The 14431-nt window shown below is 57.7% G+C and carries 13 protein-coding genes; 7 read left to right on the forward strand and 6 right to left on the reverse strand.

Annotation, left to right across the window (positions count from 1 at the left end):
• Nucleotides 1-138: 138 nt before the first annotated feature.
• Entirely contained in the window at nucleotides 139-927 is a 789-nt protein-coding gene (gene panB / locus H6F59_RS04545) for a 3-methyl-2-oxobutanoate hydroxymethyltransferase (RefSeq protein WP_190695687.1), read from the reverse strand.
• A gap of 130 nt (nucleotides 928-1057) precedes the next feature.
• On the opposite strand from panB, the gene clpP reads away from it, so the two are divergent.
• On the forward strand, nucleotides 1058-1663 hold the full coding sequence (clpP, locus tag H6F59_RS04550; protein ID WP_190521926.1) for an ATP-dependent Clp endopeptidase proteolytic subunit ClpP: 606 nt from the start codon (nucleotides 1058-1060) through the stop codon (nucleotides 1661-1663).
• A gap of 35 nt (nucleotides 1664-1698) precedes the next feature.
• Here the strand turns inward: clpP and H6F59_RS04555 are convergent, their stop codons facing one another.
• The gene (locus tag H6F59_RS04555; protein ID WP_190695690.1) at nucleotides 1699-2454 is read right to left on the reverse strand and encodes a hypothetical protein; all 756 of its coding nucleotides are present in this window, start codon (nucleotides 2452-2454) and stop codon (nucleotides 1699-1701) included.
• 207 nt (nucleotides 2455-2661) lie between these two features.
• Between H6F59_RS04555 and H6F59_RS04560 the strand changes: the two genes are divergently transcribed.
• Nucleotides 2662-3477: a TerC family protein gene (locus H6F59_RS04560; RefSeq protein WP_190695692.1), complete on the forward strand. Its 816-nt coding sequence runs from the start codon at nucleotides 2662-2664 to the stop codon at nucleotides 3475-3477.
• Nucleotides 3478-3506: 29 nt separating this feature from the next.
• Here H6F59_RS04560 and H6F59_RS04565 read toward each other — a convergent pair whose 3' ends face one another.
• A complete protein-coding gene (locus H6F59_RS04565) occupies nucleotides 3507-4331 on the reverse strand; it encodes a sulfurtransferase (RefSeq protein WP_190695695.1) in 825 nt (274 codons plus the stop codon).
• A 219-nt stretch (nucleotides 4332-4550) separates the two neighbouring features.
• Between H6F59_RS04565 and H6F59_RS04570 the strand changes: the two genes are divergently transcribed.
• Both H6F59_RS04570 and H6F59_RS04575 read left to right on the forward strand, forming a co-directional pair.
• Nucleotides 4551-5099: an HdeD family acid-resistance protein gene (locus H6F59_RS04570; RefSeq protein WP_242021270.1), complete on the forward strand. Its 549-nt coding sequence runs from the start codon at nucleotides 4551-4553 to the stop codon at nucleotides 5097-5099.
• A gap of 8 nt (nucleotides 5100-5107) precedes the next feature.
• A complete protein-coding gene (locus H6F59_RS04575; RefSeq protein WP_190695702.1) occupies nucleotides 5108-6001 on the forward strand; it encodes a triacylglycerol lipase in 894 nt (297 codons plus the stop codon).
• On the opposite strand, the gene H6F59_RS04580 is transcribed toward H6F59_RS04575, so the two are convergent.
• From H6F59_RS04580 to H6F59_RS04590, 3 genes are all read right to left on the reverse strand, one after another.
• Entirely contained in the window at nucleotides 5984-6958 is a 975-nt protein-coding gene (locus tag H6F59_RS04580) for a hypothetical protein (protein WP_190695705.1), read from the reverse strand. The genes H6F59_RS04575 and H6F59_RS04580 overlap by 18 nt on opposite strands.
• A 116-nt stretch (nucleotides 6959-7074) precedes the next feature.
• Complete coding sequence (gene cobJ / locus H6F59_RS04585; protein ID WP_190695708.1) at nucleotides 7075-8916, reverse strand: precorrin-3B C(17)-methyltransferase; 1842 nt, start codon at nucleotides 8914-8916, stop codon at nucleotides 7075-7077.
• A 211-nt stretch (nucleotides 8917-9127) separates the two neighbouring features.
• On the reverse strand, nucleotides 9128-10852 hold the full coding sequence (locus tag H6F59_RS04590) for a diflavin flavoprotein (RefSeq protein ID WP_190695711.1): 1725 nt from the start codon (nucleotides 10850-10852) through the stop codon (nucleotides 9128-9130).
• 360 nt (nucleotides 10853-11212) lie between these two features.
• Between H6F59_RS04590 and H6F59_RS04595 the strand changes: the two genes are divergently transcribed.
• The 3 genes from H6F59_RS04595 (at nucleotide 11213) to H6F59_RS04605 (ending at nucleotide 14416) form a co-directional block, all read left to right on the forward strand.
• Entirely contained in the window at nucleotides 11213-12109 is an 897-nt protein-coding gene (locus H6F59_RS04595; protein ID WP_190695713.1) for a tRNA (5-methylaminomethyl-2-thiouridine)(34)-methyltransferase MnmD, read from the forward strand.
• Between the two features lie 114 nt (nucleotides 12110-12223).
• Nucleotides 12224-13204: an HD domain-containing phosphohydrolase gene (locus H6F59_RS04600; protein WP_242021306.1), complete on the forward strand. Its 981-nt coding sequence runs from the start codon at nucleotides 12224-12226 to the stop codon at nucleotides 13202-13204.
• 393 nt (nucleotides 13205-13597) lie between these two features.
• Nucleotides 13598-14416 (forward strand): hypothetical protein, encoded by an 819-nt coding sequence (locus tag H6F59_RS04605; RefSeq protein WP_190695716.1) that lies wholly within the window; start codon nucleotides 13598-13600, stop codon nucleotides 14414-14416.
• The last annotated feature ends 15 nt before the right edge of the window (nucleotides 14417-14431 follow it).

Consider the following 14431-nt stretch of genomic DNA (forward strand, 5'->3'; position numbering starts at 1 on the left):
GTATCAACCGTAATAAATCGTCTCTGTGCCAGTTGCCAGCGTTTCTAGCTTAACGGAATTTCACGCAGGGGACTGCCCCGATATTGTATAGGGGGTACTGTCGTAATGCTTTGGCAGGAATTTGTAGGGCCCCAGATCTCACGCCGGGTACTGACCCGATCGCACCTCCGTACAAAACTGCTGGGCAGCTTCAACGGCCTGCTGTCTGAGATTGGCGTAGACCTTGGCAAAGGGTGGCTGCCAAGCCGAAAGTCCAAGAACGTCAGCGGTGACTAGCACCTGGCCATCGCAGTGCACCCCCGCGCCAATGCCAATGGTGGGAATGCGCAGCGCCTTGGTGATATCGCGAGCTAGCTCTACAGGAATGTGCTCTAAAACGATGGAAAACGCTCCGGCCTGCTCTAGGGCTTTGGCCTCTGCCAGGATGCGATCGGCCTCGGCCTCGGTTTTGCCCTGCTTGCGAAAACCGCCAAATTGGTTGATTGATTGGGGCGTTAGCCCCACGTGCCCCATTATCGGAATACCCCACTGCACCAGTCGGCGCACGGTTTCAACCATACCTTCGTGGCCGCCCTCCAATTTGACTGCCTGGGCTCCAGCCTCCTTGAGCATTTGCCCTGCGGCGCGAATGGCGTCTTCAACGCTGGTCTGATAGCTGAGAAAGGGTAGATCGACCACCAGCAGTGCATTTTTAACCCCCCGCCGCACCGCCTTGGCGCAGATCAGCATGTCCTCTGTGGTTAGCGGTAGGGTAGTGTCGTAGCCTAATGCGACCATCGCCAACGAATCGCCCACCAGTACAATGTCGGCCCCGGCCTGGTCAACAATTTGCCCCGACATCACATCCCAGGCAGTGAGTACGGTAATGGGTTGGGCGGGTGTGCCCGTTTGCTTCCACCGCAAAATTCGATCAACGCTAACGGCCATGGCTGTGCCTGGAAAGGGATATGGTTGTCAGGATAACAAACCCTGATTCGGCTATCCCTCCAATCTGCCGCCCCTCTGAGCAACACAACTCGCTAGAATCAGGTAAACCCGTACGAAGTGGCTTATCACGATGATCCCAACCGTTATTGAGCAATCCGGGCGTGGCGAGCGCGCGTTTGACATTTATTCCCGGCTTTTGCGAGAGCGTATTATCTTCCTCGGCCAAGAAGTTACCGCCGACTCGGCCAACCTGATTGTGGCCCAGATGCTGTTTCTTGAGGCCGAAGACCCCGACAAAGATATCTATCTCTACATCAACTCTCCTGGTGGGTCGGTGTCGGCGGGCCTGGGCATCTACGACACGATGAACCATATTCGGCCCCAGATCTGCACCATTTGCGTGGGCCTGGCGGCTAGCATGGGGGCGTTTTTGCTCACCGCAGGCGAAAAGGGCAAGCGCATGAGTCTGCCTAACTCCCGCATTATGATCCACCAGCCCTTAGGTGGTGCTCAGGGCCAGGCTACCGATATTGAGATTCAGGCGAAGGAAATTCTTTACCTGAAGAAGCAGCTGAACGATGCGATCGCCAAAAATACTGGTCAGCCCATCGATAAAATCGCCCAAGACACCGAGCGCGACTTCTTTATGAGCCCTCAAGAAGCTGTCGAGTACGGTCTCATTGACCAGGTGATCGATCGCACCTCCGTTGGTTCTCGCCCCCTTACAGCGATGTAAAACCTTCTAACTTCCAGGGCTTGATGCCTTGGAAGTTAGGCTCTGCCCTGCGGGGATTGGGTTTCTAAGAACAGCAAGAACTCCAGCAGTTCGTCGTCGGTGAGGTCGTGGCGCGATAACTTGCCGTAGGTCTTCTTCAAAAACTCACGCCCCTGGGCAACGCTCCAGCCTAACCGCTGGAGCTCTACGTCGGTTTGGGCAATGATGTCCGATAAATCGACCGCTGCCGGTTCTGCGCCCAGATCCACAACCTCGTTAGCCGGGGCCTCGATGGTATCGGGCAGATCTGCCTGGAACAGAGTGATCTGGGGGGGCAGGGCTGGAGTTGCCACGGTCGCTAGGGGCAGCTCAGTAGCCGGTTGCTCTGGGATATTTCCCTGGTCTAAAACGGGGGGAACTAGGCTGAGCGGCGGTGGGGCGAGTTCTGGATGAGTTGTTGGCAGGGGCTCAACCTTGGGCTGTTCCGGAGGGGCGATCGCCTCTAGGTTGGCTAAGCCCTGACTGAGATTGGCGATCGCTGGTTCAGGCGCCTCAACCCTATCGACCTCTATAGGAAGGGGTAGGTTGGGCAGTTCAACCGTTAAGCCCAGGCGCTCTAGGGCGCGGGTAGTGGCTATATCTTCGGCCATCTCTAGGGCAGTGTTTGCCCCCAGCCCGCTGGCCAGAATTAGGTTGTCTACTCCAGCGTAGACCCGCACAACGTAGATTCCGTCGTGAATGGTGAGCAAATCTGACGTCAGGCTGCCCTGGGGATACTGGTGGCGAAATTGCGTCAGCAGTGAACTTAGCACTCAGTCGGTCTCCCCTGCGGGTGGATGGTAACCGTACTATTCTAAGGAAGTAGGGCACGTTAGACTGAAGCCATTGTGACGCTGGCCTGCTTGAGGGCGGCGAGGGACTTCCCTCAATGGCGTGCGACCATGGGTCAGGCCGGCTGACAAGCCGGTGCTTATACCCTGAATATTTTAATTGCTACTCTAGGCGGCTGAACTGAGCTAATGCTAGACCGATTACTCGATATCTCTAATAACTTTGGGGTCGATACCCTACTGCTGCTGCCGGTGCTGATTGCCCTGGAAGCGGTGCTGTCGGCCGACAACGCGATCGCCCTAGCGGCGATCGCTCAAGGCTTAGAGAGTGAAACCATGCAGCGCCGGGCGCTCAACTTTGGGTTGCTGATCGCTTTCGTTTTGCGGGTTGGGCTAATTTTGACGGCGGGTTGGGTGCTTCAGTTCTGGCAGTTTGAAGTGATGGGAGCGGCCTACCTGCTGTGGCTCGTGTACAAGCACTTCACCGCTGCAACCGACGACGCAGACCAGCACCATGCCCCGAGATTTGCCACTGTTCTGCAGGCGATTCCGGTGATTGCCTTCACCGATCTAGCCTTTTCACTCGATAGCGTCACTACCGCCCTGGCTTTATCCAAGGATGTAGTGGTAATTTTGCTGGGCGGCACCATCGGCATCATCACCCTGCGGTTTATGGCAGGGCTGTTCATTCGCTGGCTCGAGGAGTTTGAACATTTAGAAGACGCGGGCTTTATCACCGTGGCCTTTGTGGGCGTTCGTCTGCTGGTGCGGGTGATTGACTCCAATTTAGTACCCCCAGAGTGGACGATGGTGCTGGTGATTGCCCTCGTGTTTGCCTGGGGCTTTTCGAAGCGCGTCGAAGAGAGTGCCAGCGTTGAATCAGCTCATTTAGGCAATGGCAAAGTGTCCACTGTCTCTGAATTAGAGGCCCAGGGCAATGTTCCTGCGGAAGCTGCCTCCAATCAGGAAAAGGCCACCCCGGCACTCCCCCTCCAGCAAGACTAAAAAGCCCTATCGTTAGCCGCACCAAGCCGCTAGAGATAGGAGCACCAGTCGCTCCAGCCGCCGGGGTAGAGCTTAGCCATGGGCCGACCCGTCACGGTTTGAGCCAGCAGGTTGACGCAGGCCGTCACCCCTGAGCCGCAGTAAACGATCACCTCCTCGGCATCGTTCAAACCGGCCCAGTGTTGGCTTAGCTCATCGGCGGGTTTCATGTGCCCGTTCTCGGCAGAAACATCTTGCCAAAAGTAGTTCACCGCGCCAGGAATGCTGCCTGCTACTGGGTCAATGGGTTCGACCTCACCCCGATAGCGATCGGGCGATCGCGCATCGATCAGCAGCGTTCCCTCCTGGCGATCGCGCACCGTCTCAATATCGACAATCCAATCTTGGCGCGGTGCGGGCACAAAGTTTCCCGAGCGAGGTGCAGGGATCTCAGTACTGGTGGGATAGCCACCCTCTACCCAGCCTGACCAACCGCCGTCGAGTACGGCTACATTGTCGTGGCCCAGGTAGCGCAGCAGCCACCAGAGGCGCGAGGCAAAGGCAAAGCGGCTATCGTCATAGGCCACGACCAGAGTGGGCTCTGGACTGTTAGACTCTACCCCTATCGCCGTAAGCCGCTGGCTGAAAGTGTCCCAATTGGGCAGCGGGTGGCGACCCCCGTGACGCTGCACCGGGCTCGATAGATCTCGGTTGAGGTCGAGGTACCAAGCTCCAGGAATGTGGCCAGCGGCATACTGCTGCTGCCCCTGCTCGGCATCGGCTAGGGCAAAGCGGCAGTCGGCGACCACAACTTTTGGGTCACTTAGGTGTTGGGTTAGCCAATCGGCAGTTACTAGATCGCGAGGATAGGTCATAGATTAGATGAACGGGATAGCCTGAGGGGTTAAAGTCTGGTCTAGCGAGAGATGGCGGTGCATCGTAGAAGTAGGGTATAAGGTTGCTGAACTGGCAACATTAGTCGTCGTGGGACCTATTGGTGCGGAATGCGGGCGATACGAGATGTGGGTGTTCAAATAGAGTACAGTCAACCTTTTTAACCAGCAGATCCTATTTAACGAGGCGCTGTTATGACTATGGACACTCAACCGAGTACTGAGACTAAAACAGCAACGGGCTGGGTCATGGCCCTCAGTATAGGCCTGATTATTTTGGGGATTTTGGCAATTTTGATGCCTGCGATCGCCGCTGCTGTTTTCACCTCCGCCCTAGGGTGGATAGCCGTAGTCAGCGGAATTTTGCAGATTTTACAGGCGTTTCAGGCCCAAGCGATTAGAGCGCTGTGGTTGAGCTTAGGGGTGGGCGTGTTCTACCTCGTAGCGGGACTCTATATTTTATTTAACCTGTCCAAAGCGACGGCGGCACTGACATTAGCCTTTGGTCTGCTGTTTATTGCCGAGGGCATTTTTACCATCGTCATGGCGTTTACCTACCGGGCTGGGCGCACCATGTCGTGGTTTGTGGCTATCAATGGAATTATCACGCTGATTCTGGGGATCTTGGTCATTAATCGCTGGCCGTTTGGCTCGCTTTGGCTAATTGGCTTTTATGTTGGCGTTAGCCTATTGTTTAGCGGGGCTTCGCTGCTCGGGGCAGCGGTGGCCGCCCGTAGGGAAGTTGCCTAGGACCGTCCATGCCCGGAGACTACATTCTCTTTGCTCAGCACGGCTGGGCCGACACCAACCAGTCAATGATGACCCTGGCGGAGCAGCTGGCGGGCGATCGCGCGCAAATTGTGGCTCCCTGCCTCAACTACGCCATGACCTGGCTGCGGATTTCTCCCCTGGTCGATGAGGTCGATGCCCTGGCCACGGCGACCCTGGCGCGACAGCCCGATCTACTGGTCCGAATTGTGGGCCACTCGATGGGCGGCTTGATTTGGCTAGAGGTGCTCAATCGCCATCCAGACTGGTGGCCCAGGGTGGAATTTTTGACGTTGGTAGGCTCCCCTGTGGGTGGGGCCGACCTGGGCCGCCTTCTTGATCCGCTAAAGCTGGGAGTCGGCATTGCCGCTGACCTGGGGCGCGATCGCCGCCCCCTAGCCGCCCGCATCGCTGCTGCCATCACCACCCTATCGATCGCAGGCGATGTGGATCGGGGCAGCGATGGCACCATCACCATTGAAAGTACGCGGGTGCCCAACGGGCAATTTGTCTGTCTAGGGGGCATCAGCCACGCGGCCCTGCGCTGTCACCCACGCGTGGTGGAGCAGATTCAACAGTTTTGGAAGGGCGACAGCTTGAGTGCGCTGCTATTGCCCCATCCCCTGGTGGAGCAGCTGCGTCAAATCCCTGGTATGACCGACGCCCACCAGCGCGATTTTGCCCGCGCCACCCTTTGGCACACGTTCGCCGACGGCACCAATATTCGCCTGTGGCTCAGCCCCTTTGGCATTCACCACGTATTTTTGGCCTCTGCTGAGGATGAATGCCTGTACTCGGGCTATGTGGGTTGGCTGCACAGCGGGGAGCTGTGGCACAGCCTGGGGGCGCTGCGAACAGACGCCAAACTATCCCGAAGTTGGTGAGTTGGTGGGCAGCCGGTCGCCCGGCCGGCGGGTGGAGGTCAGCGGACTGGAGATGGAGAGGCCATCCTCACTGACCAGGCCAGTGGTGACATCGACGCTGCCCTCGCGCTTGCGGTGTCGGTACTGCTCGACAGCGGCGTCAACCTGGTCAGCGATCGCCCAGGCAGCCTTTGAGGGGGGCGGCGACTGCTGCAAAATATTCAGCTGAAAATAGACCTGCTCAATCAGCAGTCTTTCATCAATCACGCTGAGCTGAGTGTCGATGTTGAAATCGACCTGGTTTTTTAGCACCGCGCTCAGAGCCGCAGCAATCAGGTCGGCTCCGATGTTGATCAGGGTTGGGGCTTGACTTTTGACGTAAGCGGTCACGGTTTCGCCTACCGCCTCGGCCATCGGTCGCTGGGCTAGGGCAGTGGCTAGGGTTTCGGCGATCGCGAAGTAGGCAGGGTCAATGGTGGCGGCGATCGCTCCACTGGCATTAAAGGACTGCACCAGCTGGCTGATCAGACCCAAGGCTTCTGCACGGGTCAGGGGCCGAGGGTCGGCAATTGCCTTGCCTAGCAGCGGCATGACAGCGGTGACTATTGTCCTTAGAGCTTCTGGAGCGAGATCGGGCCTATAGCGCTGCACGTAGGCAGTGAGAATATTCTGTGCCTCTTGCTCCAGACGCTGCTGCCAGCGGTGGGTTTCTTTAGCTAAGGCACTGGTAGCGCGATCGACAATGGCATTTTTGAGATCATCGGCGGTGAGACCGTCGAGTACCTGTTGAGCCACGACGTCGATCAGAGCGGCGGGCTCTTCGGGCAGATATAGCCGTAACAGGGTGCCAAGCAGGCCCTGCACCTGCTCGGGAGAATTGGGTAACCCATAGAGTCGTCCGTAGGCGCTGAAACCGCTAATCAGCGTTGCGGTCACCTCGGGGTTACGGGAAGCAGAGGTCAGATCCTCAGGCGGCATTGTCAACCTCCTCGGGGGGAGTGAAGGGACTATCGACTATTGCCTAGGCACCTTTCCCAATCCTAATTGCAGATCGGCCCGGGCCGCTTCACCTCTGCGGGTAATCTACAGGCGTGCTAAATGGTCTGCTCTAGATTGCCGTTGTAGCCGCGCGGGGTAATCAGCCAGGAGCCGTGGCGCTGGGTGCTCTGGTTGCCGATCAGCACCACCGTCAGCATGTCGATGGGGGCCTCTAGCAAGTCAGCCAGCGTGGTGCGGTGAATCATCTCGTCTGGGCGGTAGACCGACTTCACCACTGCTACCGGCGTGTCGGGCGATCGGTAAGCCATAAAGATGCGGTGGGCAGCCGCAATCTGCTCGGTGCGGGTTTTTGATTTGGGGTTGTAGAGCGCCACCACAAAGTCTGCTTGGGCCGCTGCTTCTAACCGCTTCACAATCACCGGCCAGGGGGTGAGTAGGTCGCTGAGGCTAATGGCGCAGAAGTCGTGCATCAGCGGTGCTCCTACCCGAGCCGCAGCAGACTGAAGTGCTGAGATGCCGGGGAACACCTCCACTGAGGGAGTTTCGCCATCCCAGCCGGTGCCTTGAAGCTGCTCTAGCACTAGCCCGGCCATGCCGTAGATGCCGCAGTCACCGGAGGACACCACCGCTACACTCAAGCCCCAGCGAGCCAAGTCAATGGCGCGATCGGCCCGCTGGCGCTCTTGGGTAATGGGCCAGGGTTCAACAATTTGACTTGGGTGGCAGAGGGGGCGAATTTGGTCAATGTAGAGCCCGTAGCCGATGACGACGTCGGCGCGGGCGATTGCCCCCTTAGCCGCTGGTGTAATCTGATTCAAATCGCCGGGGCCGGTGCCCACCAGCGCTAGATGCCCCGACTTAGGAATGTATTCTCGTTCGGATTGAGCGATCGCCACCGTCACCGCCCCGAGCTGCCCCTCCACCCGCACTACCTGCTTGGTCACCCGCAGATCGCCCCCCGCCGCCAACATCGCTGCTGCCTCTGCCACGCTGGGGGTCTGCACTGCCTGTTCCACCACTGTGGAAGGGTTGGGCACGGGGATGGTTTTCAATTCTTCGGCGGTAAAGCAGCGCAGGGGCCACTGACGTTCTTGGCAGAGGGCAACTAACCCAACTTCGTCGGATTTGAGGTCGAGGCTGGCGATACCTGCGATCGCCCCTTCAGCAAAGTGCCCGGCCTGGCAGATCCGCGCGATCGCTGCCTCAATCACCGCCTGTGGCGTACCGCGCTCACAGCCGATGCCCACCCACAGCACTCTCGGGTGCCACTGAGCTTTAGGAAAATCGTTGTTGGGGGCAAACTGCCGCTGAATCGGGCTGATCCACAGCCGGGCTGCAGGATTGCGGACCGACTCAAAAACAAAGGGATGGGCGGGTGGCAGGTGGTCTTGCCAGAGGGTGGTGCCGCAGTCCTGAAGCACCTCAATGGGTTTGCTGTGGGCCAGAGCGGCACTCACTCCCGTCCAATCGCCGCTACCCTTGCTCCAGCTAAAGGGCACCCCCAGCACATCCACCCCCGGCAGTCCGTGGGTCGAAGCGGATCCAGTAATCACTGGCTCTGCCCCCAGCAGCAGGGCAATTTGATGGGTCAGTGCATCCGCACCGCCCTGGTGGCCGCCGCAGAGACTGATCACCTGACTCCCGGTTTCAGCCACCACCACCACTGCGGGATCGATCGCTTTATCGGCCAACAGCGGCGCAATTAGCCGCACCACCGCCCCGGTAGCCAGGGCAAAGATGAGCCCGTCGTGGGTGGACCAGAGCTGGGCAAGGGTCTCGGGCAGGGAACCTTCGTAAACCTGAGCTTGGATCGCTAAAGTCTCCGCTTCGGTGGCTAGGCTGTGAGGCAGCCATAGGTCAGCGGGGAGACCTGTAACCAGGGGCAGCAGAGATTTGAGTCCGGCGGGGGTGACAGCGATCGCAGCAAAGGACGGCAACAATAGACCTCAAAGAACCTGGAGTACTTCATCTTAGAAGACATCATTGCCCCAGGGCACTGCAAGGTCGAGTTGTCTGTAGCTTTGCTCTGCACATAACGGTAAACAGCTAGGGGTAGGACAGCCTAGACGGCTATCCCACAAAACTTTGAATATCTCTCAACTCTTGTGGGATAAGCATCCTGCCTGTCTTAGCCCCTACCGACTCGGCTTAGTAGTAGTTGCCAACCTTGCGGTGGTGGATAGCGGTCTGGCCATCAGGGTCGGACACCTTGCCGTCCTGCACCGTGCAGTAGACGATCCAGTGGTCGCTCACCTCCATGCGGCTGGTGACTTCGCACTCTATGTAAGCCAGGGCATCGGCCAGCAGAGGCGAGCCATTGTTGGCGGGGCGAGTGCGCACTCCGGCAAAGCGATCGGCACCGGGGGCAAACCGCTTGAGAAAGTGCTTCATCAGGCCTAGGTGGTTGCCCTCTTCGAGAATGTTGAGCACAAAGGTGTCGCCCACCTGCATCAGCGACTCAATGGCGCGGTCTTTTGCCACCGCCACCGAAAAGCCCAGGGGCTGAAAGCTAACCTGGGCCACCCAGGAGGCTAGCATCGCGCTGGAAACCTGACCCTTTTTAGCGGTGATGATGTAAAGCCCGCTGCTGATGCGGCCCAGCGCTTTCTCTAAGTCGACATCAAGGGATTTCAGCTTTTTCAGCTTGCCTGCCTGGGCGAGGCCCTGACCCAGGTCAGTACCGGCCTCTTCGCACGACTGATAGGTGCCCTCGGTGGGGTTATCTTTAATGCGAATGGGCGCAAAAGACTGGATCAGCTCCAGATCTTGGAACTTGTTGGCGAGGGGATCGATCGGCTCATCGTCGCCACCGTAGGACTCGTAGAGACCAATAGTTTGCTTGCCGTGCACCGCCGCCAGAATGGTGCCCAGGGTAGTCTGGGTTTCTCTGGCCCCGACCCCAGAGGCGGGGGGCATGCCGACGACTAATCCCTTAGCCCGAGCTACCAGCTCCGTTACCTCTTGAGGGTCGGCAGAGCGCATGTCCATCATTTCAACGGCGACGCCAGTTTTGGTGATGCCGCGCGCAATGGATTGGGAGAGGCGATCGCTATACCCGTAATCTGATACGTAAAACACCGCCACCAGGTCTTCGGCCTTGGTCTTCTCCTGGCTCCAGCGCTGGTAGCGGCCGGTCAGCTCCGCTACGTTGTAGCGCAACAGAGGTCCATGCCCCGTGGCCACCATCTGCACCGGGGGTAGGGCTTCCATGCGCTTCATCGCACCGAGCACTGACCTGGCGTTGGGGGCCATCAAGCACTCGTAATAAAAGCGAAAATCGGGGGAAATCAGCTCTAGGTTTTCATCGTAGGGAGCATCGCTGCAAAAGTGCAGGCCAAAGGCGTCGCAGGTAAACAGCACGCCGGTTTTGTGGTCGTAGGTAAAGATCGTGTCGGGCCAGTGCAGGTTGGGGGCGCTGATAAATTCCAGGGTGTGGCCGTTGCCCAGATCCAAGGTGTCGCCGTTTTTGACGATCAGGCGCTCAAAGGGGCGGTGCACCAGGTCTTCGAGGAAGGCGATCGCCACCTTAGCCCCCACCACCACCGCCTGGGGAGCCAGCTCTAGCACGTCGCGCACCAGGCCGCTGTGGTCGGGCTCGGTGTGGCTAATGATCAGGTAATCAATGGTTTTGGGGTCGATTTCGCCGGTCAGGGTCTTGAGATACAGCTCCCGAAACTTAGCGTGGGAGGTATCGACCAGGGCGACTTTCTCGCCGCGAATGATGAAGGAGTTGTAGGTGGTGCCGTTTTGCAGGCCAAACTCAATGTCGAAGCGATCGCGATCCCAGTCTAGCGAGCGAATGGTGGTGGTGTCGTCAGCTACCCCTTCGACTTGAACCGTGAGGCGCTTTTGCGCTGGTGCCGCTACAACCATGGAGAACCTCCTGCAAAATCTAGGTGCTGCCAACCCGGAGTGCAAGCCAGGGGTTTAGCAACAAAAACGTTTCTTAACTATAGGTATTCTCGCTTAAAACCGTGAGGCTTGGGGTCAAAATCCCTTATCGCTTTGATTGCGATCGGTAACCATTGACAATAGAGAAAAGGCAAATTTTGAATACCCTAGAATTAAGCCTATAGGACATCTACCCTCGTCGCCCTGGTACCCAGAATGGCTGCCAACCTGGAGCGCTTCCAGAGCAAAAATAGCTTTTGCAGAATAGTCCTCAACTTGCTCTAAGTTCGGCTGAGAGTCTTTCAGCTCGGTTGTTTTTCCTATTTTCCTGCGTAGCAACCCATGTCACTTCCCACTGGAGCTCTAGTGCTTGAACCCACCGCCGATGGGTCGATGACGCTGTTTTCAGAAGATTTTGGCGAGTGGTTCCACAGCCGCGACGGGGCCTACGCCGAGGCCAAAACCACCTATGTAGACGCCACCGACTTGGCCAGTTTGGCCTTAAACCCAACCCTAACCGTGCTCGATGTCTGCTATGGGCTCGGCTATAACACCGCCGCCGCTCTATCTACTGTTGCTCAGGTCAACCCTGCCTGCCAAGTGCGGTTGGTGGCTCTAGAACTCGATGCTCGCGTGCCACGTCAGGCTATAGAGGCCGGTTTAATTAACGGGTGGCCTACAAGCGTGCAAACCTGCCTGCGGGAACTGGCCGCTACTGGCCAAGCGACTCGCCCTGGGCTCGATGCCACCCTACTATGGGGCGATGCCCGCCAGCGCATTCAAGCGATCGCCTCGTCGGGGTTTAAAGCCGACGCGATTTTCTTTGACCCGTTTTCGCCGCCCCGCTGTCCCGAATTGTGGACGGTAGAGTTTATTGAGCAGGTAGCGGCCTGTTTGCACCCCCAGGGTCGTCTGGTCACCTATTCCAGCGCTGCTGCGGTGCGGGTGGCTTTTCAGCTGGCCGGGCTCTCCATTGGGCCGGTGAATGCTCTTGGCCGCCGCTGGCCGGGTACTCTGGTTCAGGTAAACCCCGAGGGCTTGATGCCGCTGTCGCTGCAAGAGCAGGAGCATTTGCTGACTCGTGCTGCAGTCCCCTACCGCGACCCTACCCTGAGCGCCAGCGCCGATGCGATTCGGCAGCGCCGCCAGCAGGAGCAGGCTGCATCAAACCTAGTACCAACGTCGCGCTGGCGCAAGCGGTGGCTGCCCCCATATGAAAAAAAGCTGTCTCCTCGATAGGCTGTAGGTTCGCTCTGTTGATCGGTTGTCGCCATTTTTAAGGTTCTTACTGTGCCCTACCGAAACCCTCTGCCACCCCGCGTGCTTGTGGTCGACGACCACGCCCCCAGCCGCATGACTGCTGTAGCGCTGCTGACCATCGATGGCTACCAGGTAGAGCAGGCTAGCTGCGGGCAGAGTGCCCTAAACCGAGTCTTGCAGCACCAGCCTGACTTGATCTTGCTGGATGTGATGATGCCCGGCCTCGACGGGTTTGAGGTGTGTCGTCAGCTCAAAGAGAACGAAAACACGCGGCTAATTCCGGTGGTGTTTGTCACGGCCTTGGGCGATCGCGAAGCCCGGTTGCAAGGCATTGAATCGGGGGGCGACGATTTTTTAACCAAGCCCTTCGACCAGCTCGAACTTTCGGCCCGAGTCAAGTCGCTAATTCATCAAAAGCGTCTCAACGAAGATCTCGACCATGCCGAAAAGGTGTTGTTTTCCATTGCTCGCACTATAGAGAGCCGCGACCCGAATACGGGGGATCACTGCGATCGCCTGGTTAGCCTCGGGCGTGCCTTTGGCGAATATCTGGGGCTTTGCCCAAGCCACATTCGCGATCTCGCCTGGGCGGGCTACCTGCACGACATTGGCAAGGTGGGCATTCCCGATGCCGTGCTGCTCAAAACCGGTCCCCTCACCGTGGCCGAGCGCACCATCATGGAGCAGCATGTCGCCATCGGTGAGACCATCTGCTGTCCCTTACGCACCATGCAGGGGGTACTGCCGATCATTCGTCACCACCACGAGCGCTGGAATGGCAGCGGCTATCCCGATGGCCTCGTCGGGGCGGCTATTCCGCGACTAGCTCAGATTTTTCAGCTGATCGACATTTTTGATGCGCTCACCCACGATCGCCCCTACAAACCCGCCTTCTCCATGGAAGAATCGCTCCAGATCATACGCCAGGAAGTAGAGCGAGGCTGGCGCGACCCAGTACTAGTTGACCAGTTTGAAACCTTTATTTGCGCCTATCACTCCGGTGCAGTTTTGGGCATAAACAATACCGCTCGACAGGGTGAGCAGCTCCAGCCCGCCAAGCAGAGTCACGCTTAATTTGCGCTAGGTGAGGGCTGTTTACTAAAAACTATGGCCTGTCGAGCTTCGTTTTCCACAAATATTTTGATTATGTAGCGCGGTTGTCTTTTTTGAAGGACAAGCCGCCCGTACATTTATTTAATATTCCTGATTACGCCACCTAAACTTTGCTTGGGGCTGTAATTCCTAGTGGAATCGCTTCGCGAATCGCCAAGGTGTTGACTTTAGAGCCCCGACAAACCGATTTTGAAATCGAGCTTTAGCTAGCTTGCCCCCAGCTAGATGCTGCCTGAGGTGGCAAAAATTTAGGGCTTTTTAAGCCTCATACTTGGTGTCTGGCCCGAACCGAGATAAACATAATCAAGCCTTTACAAATTAATTTGGACGCACATTTAGGGGATTTTACACACCGTGGACGCACCGCAGAAGCTGGCTTTTATTGTTCAATCCAACCGCTTGCAGGGGCTCATGTGGCAGGCGCTGCTGAAGTCCCAAAAGCTGGCCGTTATTCTAGAGCCTGCCAAGGGTGACTTAGCCGACTGCATTAGCCAAATCGCTAGCGCTGGGCTGACCTTGCCCGATGTCATTGTGCTAGATGCCGAAGCAGCGGAGCTCAACCCCTACGAGTTTTGTCGCTGGTGCCGCGCCACCTTCCCCACCATGCACATTTTTCTGACCCGGTGCCGTCAGCTTCATATCTCAGATACTGAGCGGCGCTGGGCTAAGCAGCAGGGAGCCACAGACTTTCTCTGCGGGTTTGACCGCGATACCCTGATGAGCGGTGCCACCGACAATGTCAAACGCATCTTGACCAGCCTTGACTACCCCTTTCTCAACGAGAAGGCGCTACTCACGGTGCTGCTCAATATTCGTCGTCAGTTGGGTACTACCCAAGCCACCGGAGCTCTTGCCAATCGTTCAGAGCGTCCTCAGGTCAAAGGTGCTGGGCTTACCTTGGCCGGTGCTAAGCCGTCTCCAAATGTGCCTAGCAGTCCAGCAACTCCGTCTACGGCCCCCGATCCTCTCAACGATGTTGACTGGGTCGCTTCTGGTCTCCGTGCCCTGGGCGATGGGTTAACTCGCAAGGCTGCTAAAGAGTCGTTCGCACCCCCGCCAGCGGTCAAGTCAAGCGCGCTACCCAAGCCGAGTGCGTTACCCAACTCCTCAACTACCGATGAGAAACTAGCCGATGGTAGTACCGTGCGCCGCTACCGGGGAGTGGTTTACTAACGCTCGCCAGCGTAG

The organism is Nodosilinea sp. FACHB-141 (assembly GCF_014696135.1).
GTDB lineage: Bacteria > Cyanobacteriota > Cyanobacteriia > Phormidesmidales > Phormidesmidaceae > Nodosilinea.

Bases quoted from the DNA above. Each gene is read 5' to 3' on its own strand.
- H6F59_RS04600 (WP_242021306.1), top strand. From the start codon at position 12,224: ATGACTGCTGTAGCGCTGCTGACCATCGATGGCTACCAGGTAGAGCAG.
- H6F59_RS04560 (WP_190695692.1), top strand. From the start codon at position 2,662: ATGCTAGACCGATTACTCGATATCTCTAATAACTTTGGGGTCGATACC.
- H6F59_RS04565 (WP_190695695.1), bottom strand. From the start codon at position 4,331: ATGACCTATCCTCGCGATCTAGTAACTGCCGATTGGCTAACCCAACAC.
- H6F59_RS04575 (WP_190695702.1), top strand. From the start codon at position 5,108: ATGCCCGGAGACTACATTCTCTTTGCTCAGCACGGCTGGGCCGACACC.
- H6F59_RS04590 (WP_190695711.1), bottom strand. From the start codon at position 10,852: ATGGTTGTAGCGGCACCAGCGCAAAAGCGCCTCACGGTTCAAGTCGAA.
- H6F59_RS04580 (WP_190695705.1), bottom strand. From the start codon at position 6,958: ATGCCGCCTGAGGATCTGACCTCTGCTTCCCGTAACCCCGAGGTGACC.
- panB (WP_190695687.1), bottom strand. From the start codon at position 927: ATGGCCGTTAGCGTTGATCGAATTTTGCGGTGGAAGCAAACGGGCACA.
- clpP (WP_190521926.1), top strand. From the start codon at position 1,058: ATGATCCCAACCGTTATTGAGCAATCCGGGCGTGGCGAGCGCGCGTTT.
- H6F59_RS04570 (WP_242021270.1), top strand. From the start codon at position 4,551: ATGGACACTCAACCGAGTACTGAGACTAAAACAGCAACGGGCTGGGTC.
- H6F59_RS04595 (WP_190695713.1), top strand. From the start codon at position 11,213: ATGTCACTTCCCACTGGAGCTCTAGTGCTTGAACCCACCGCCGATGGG.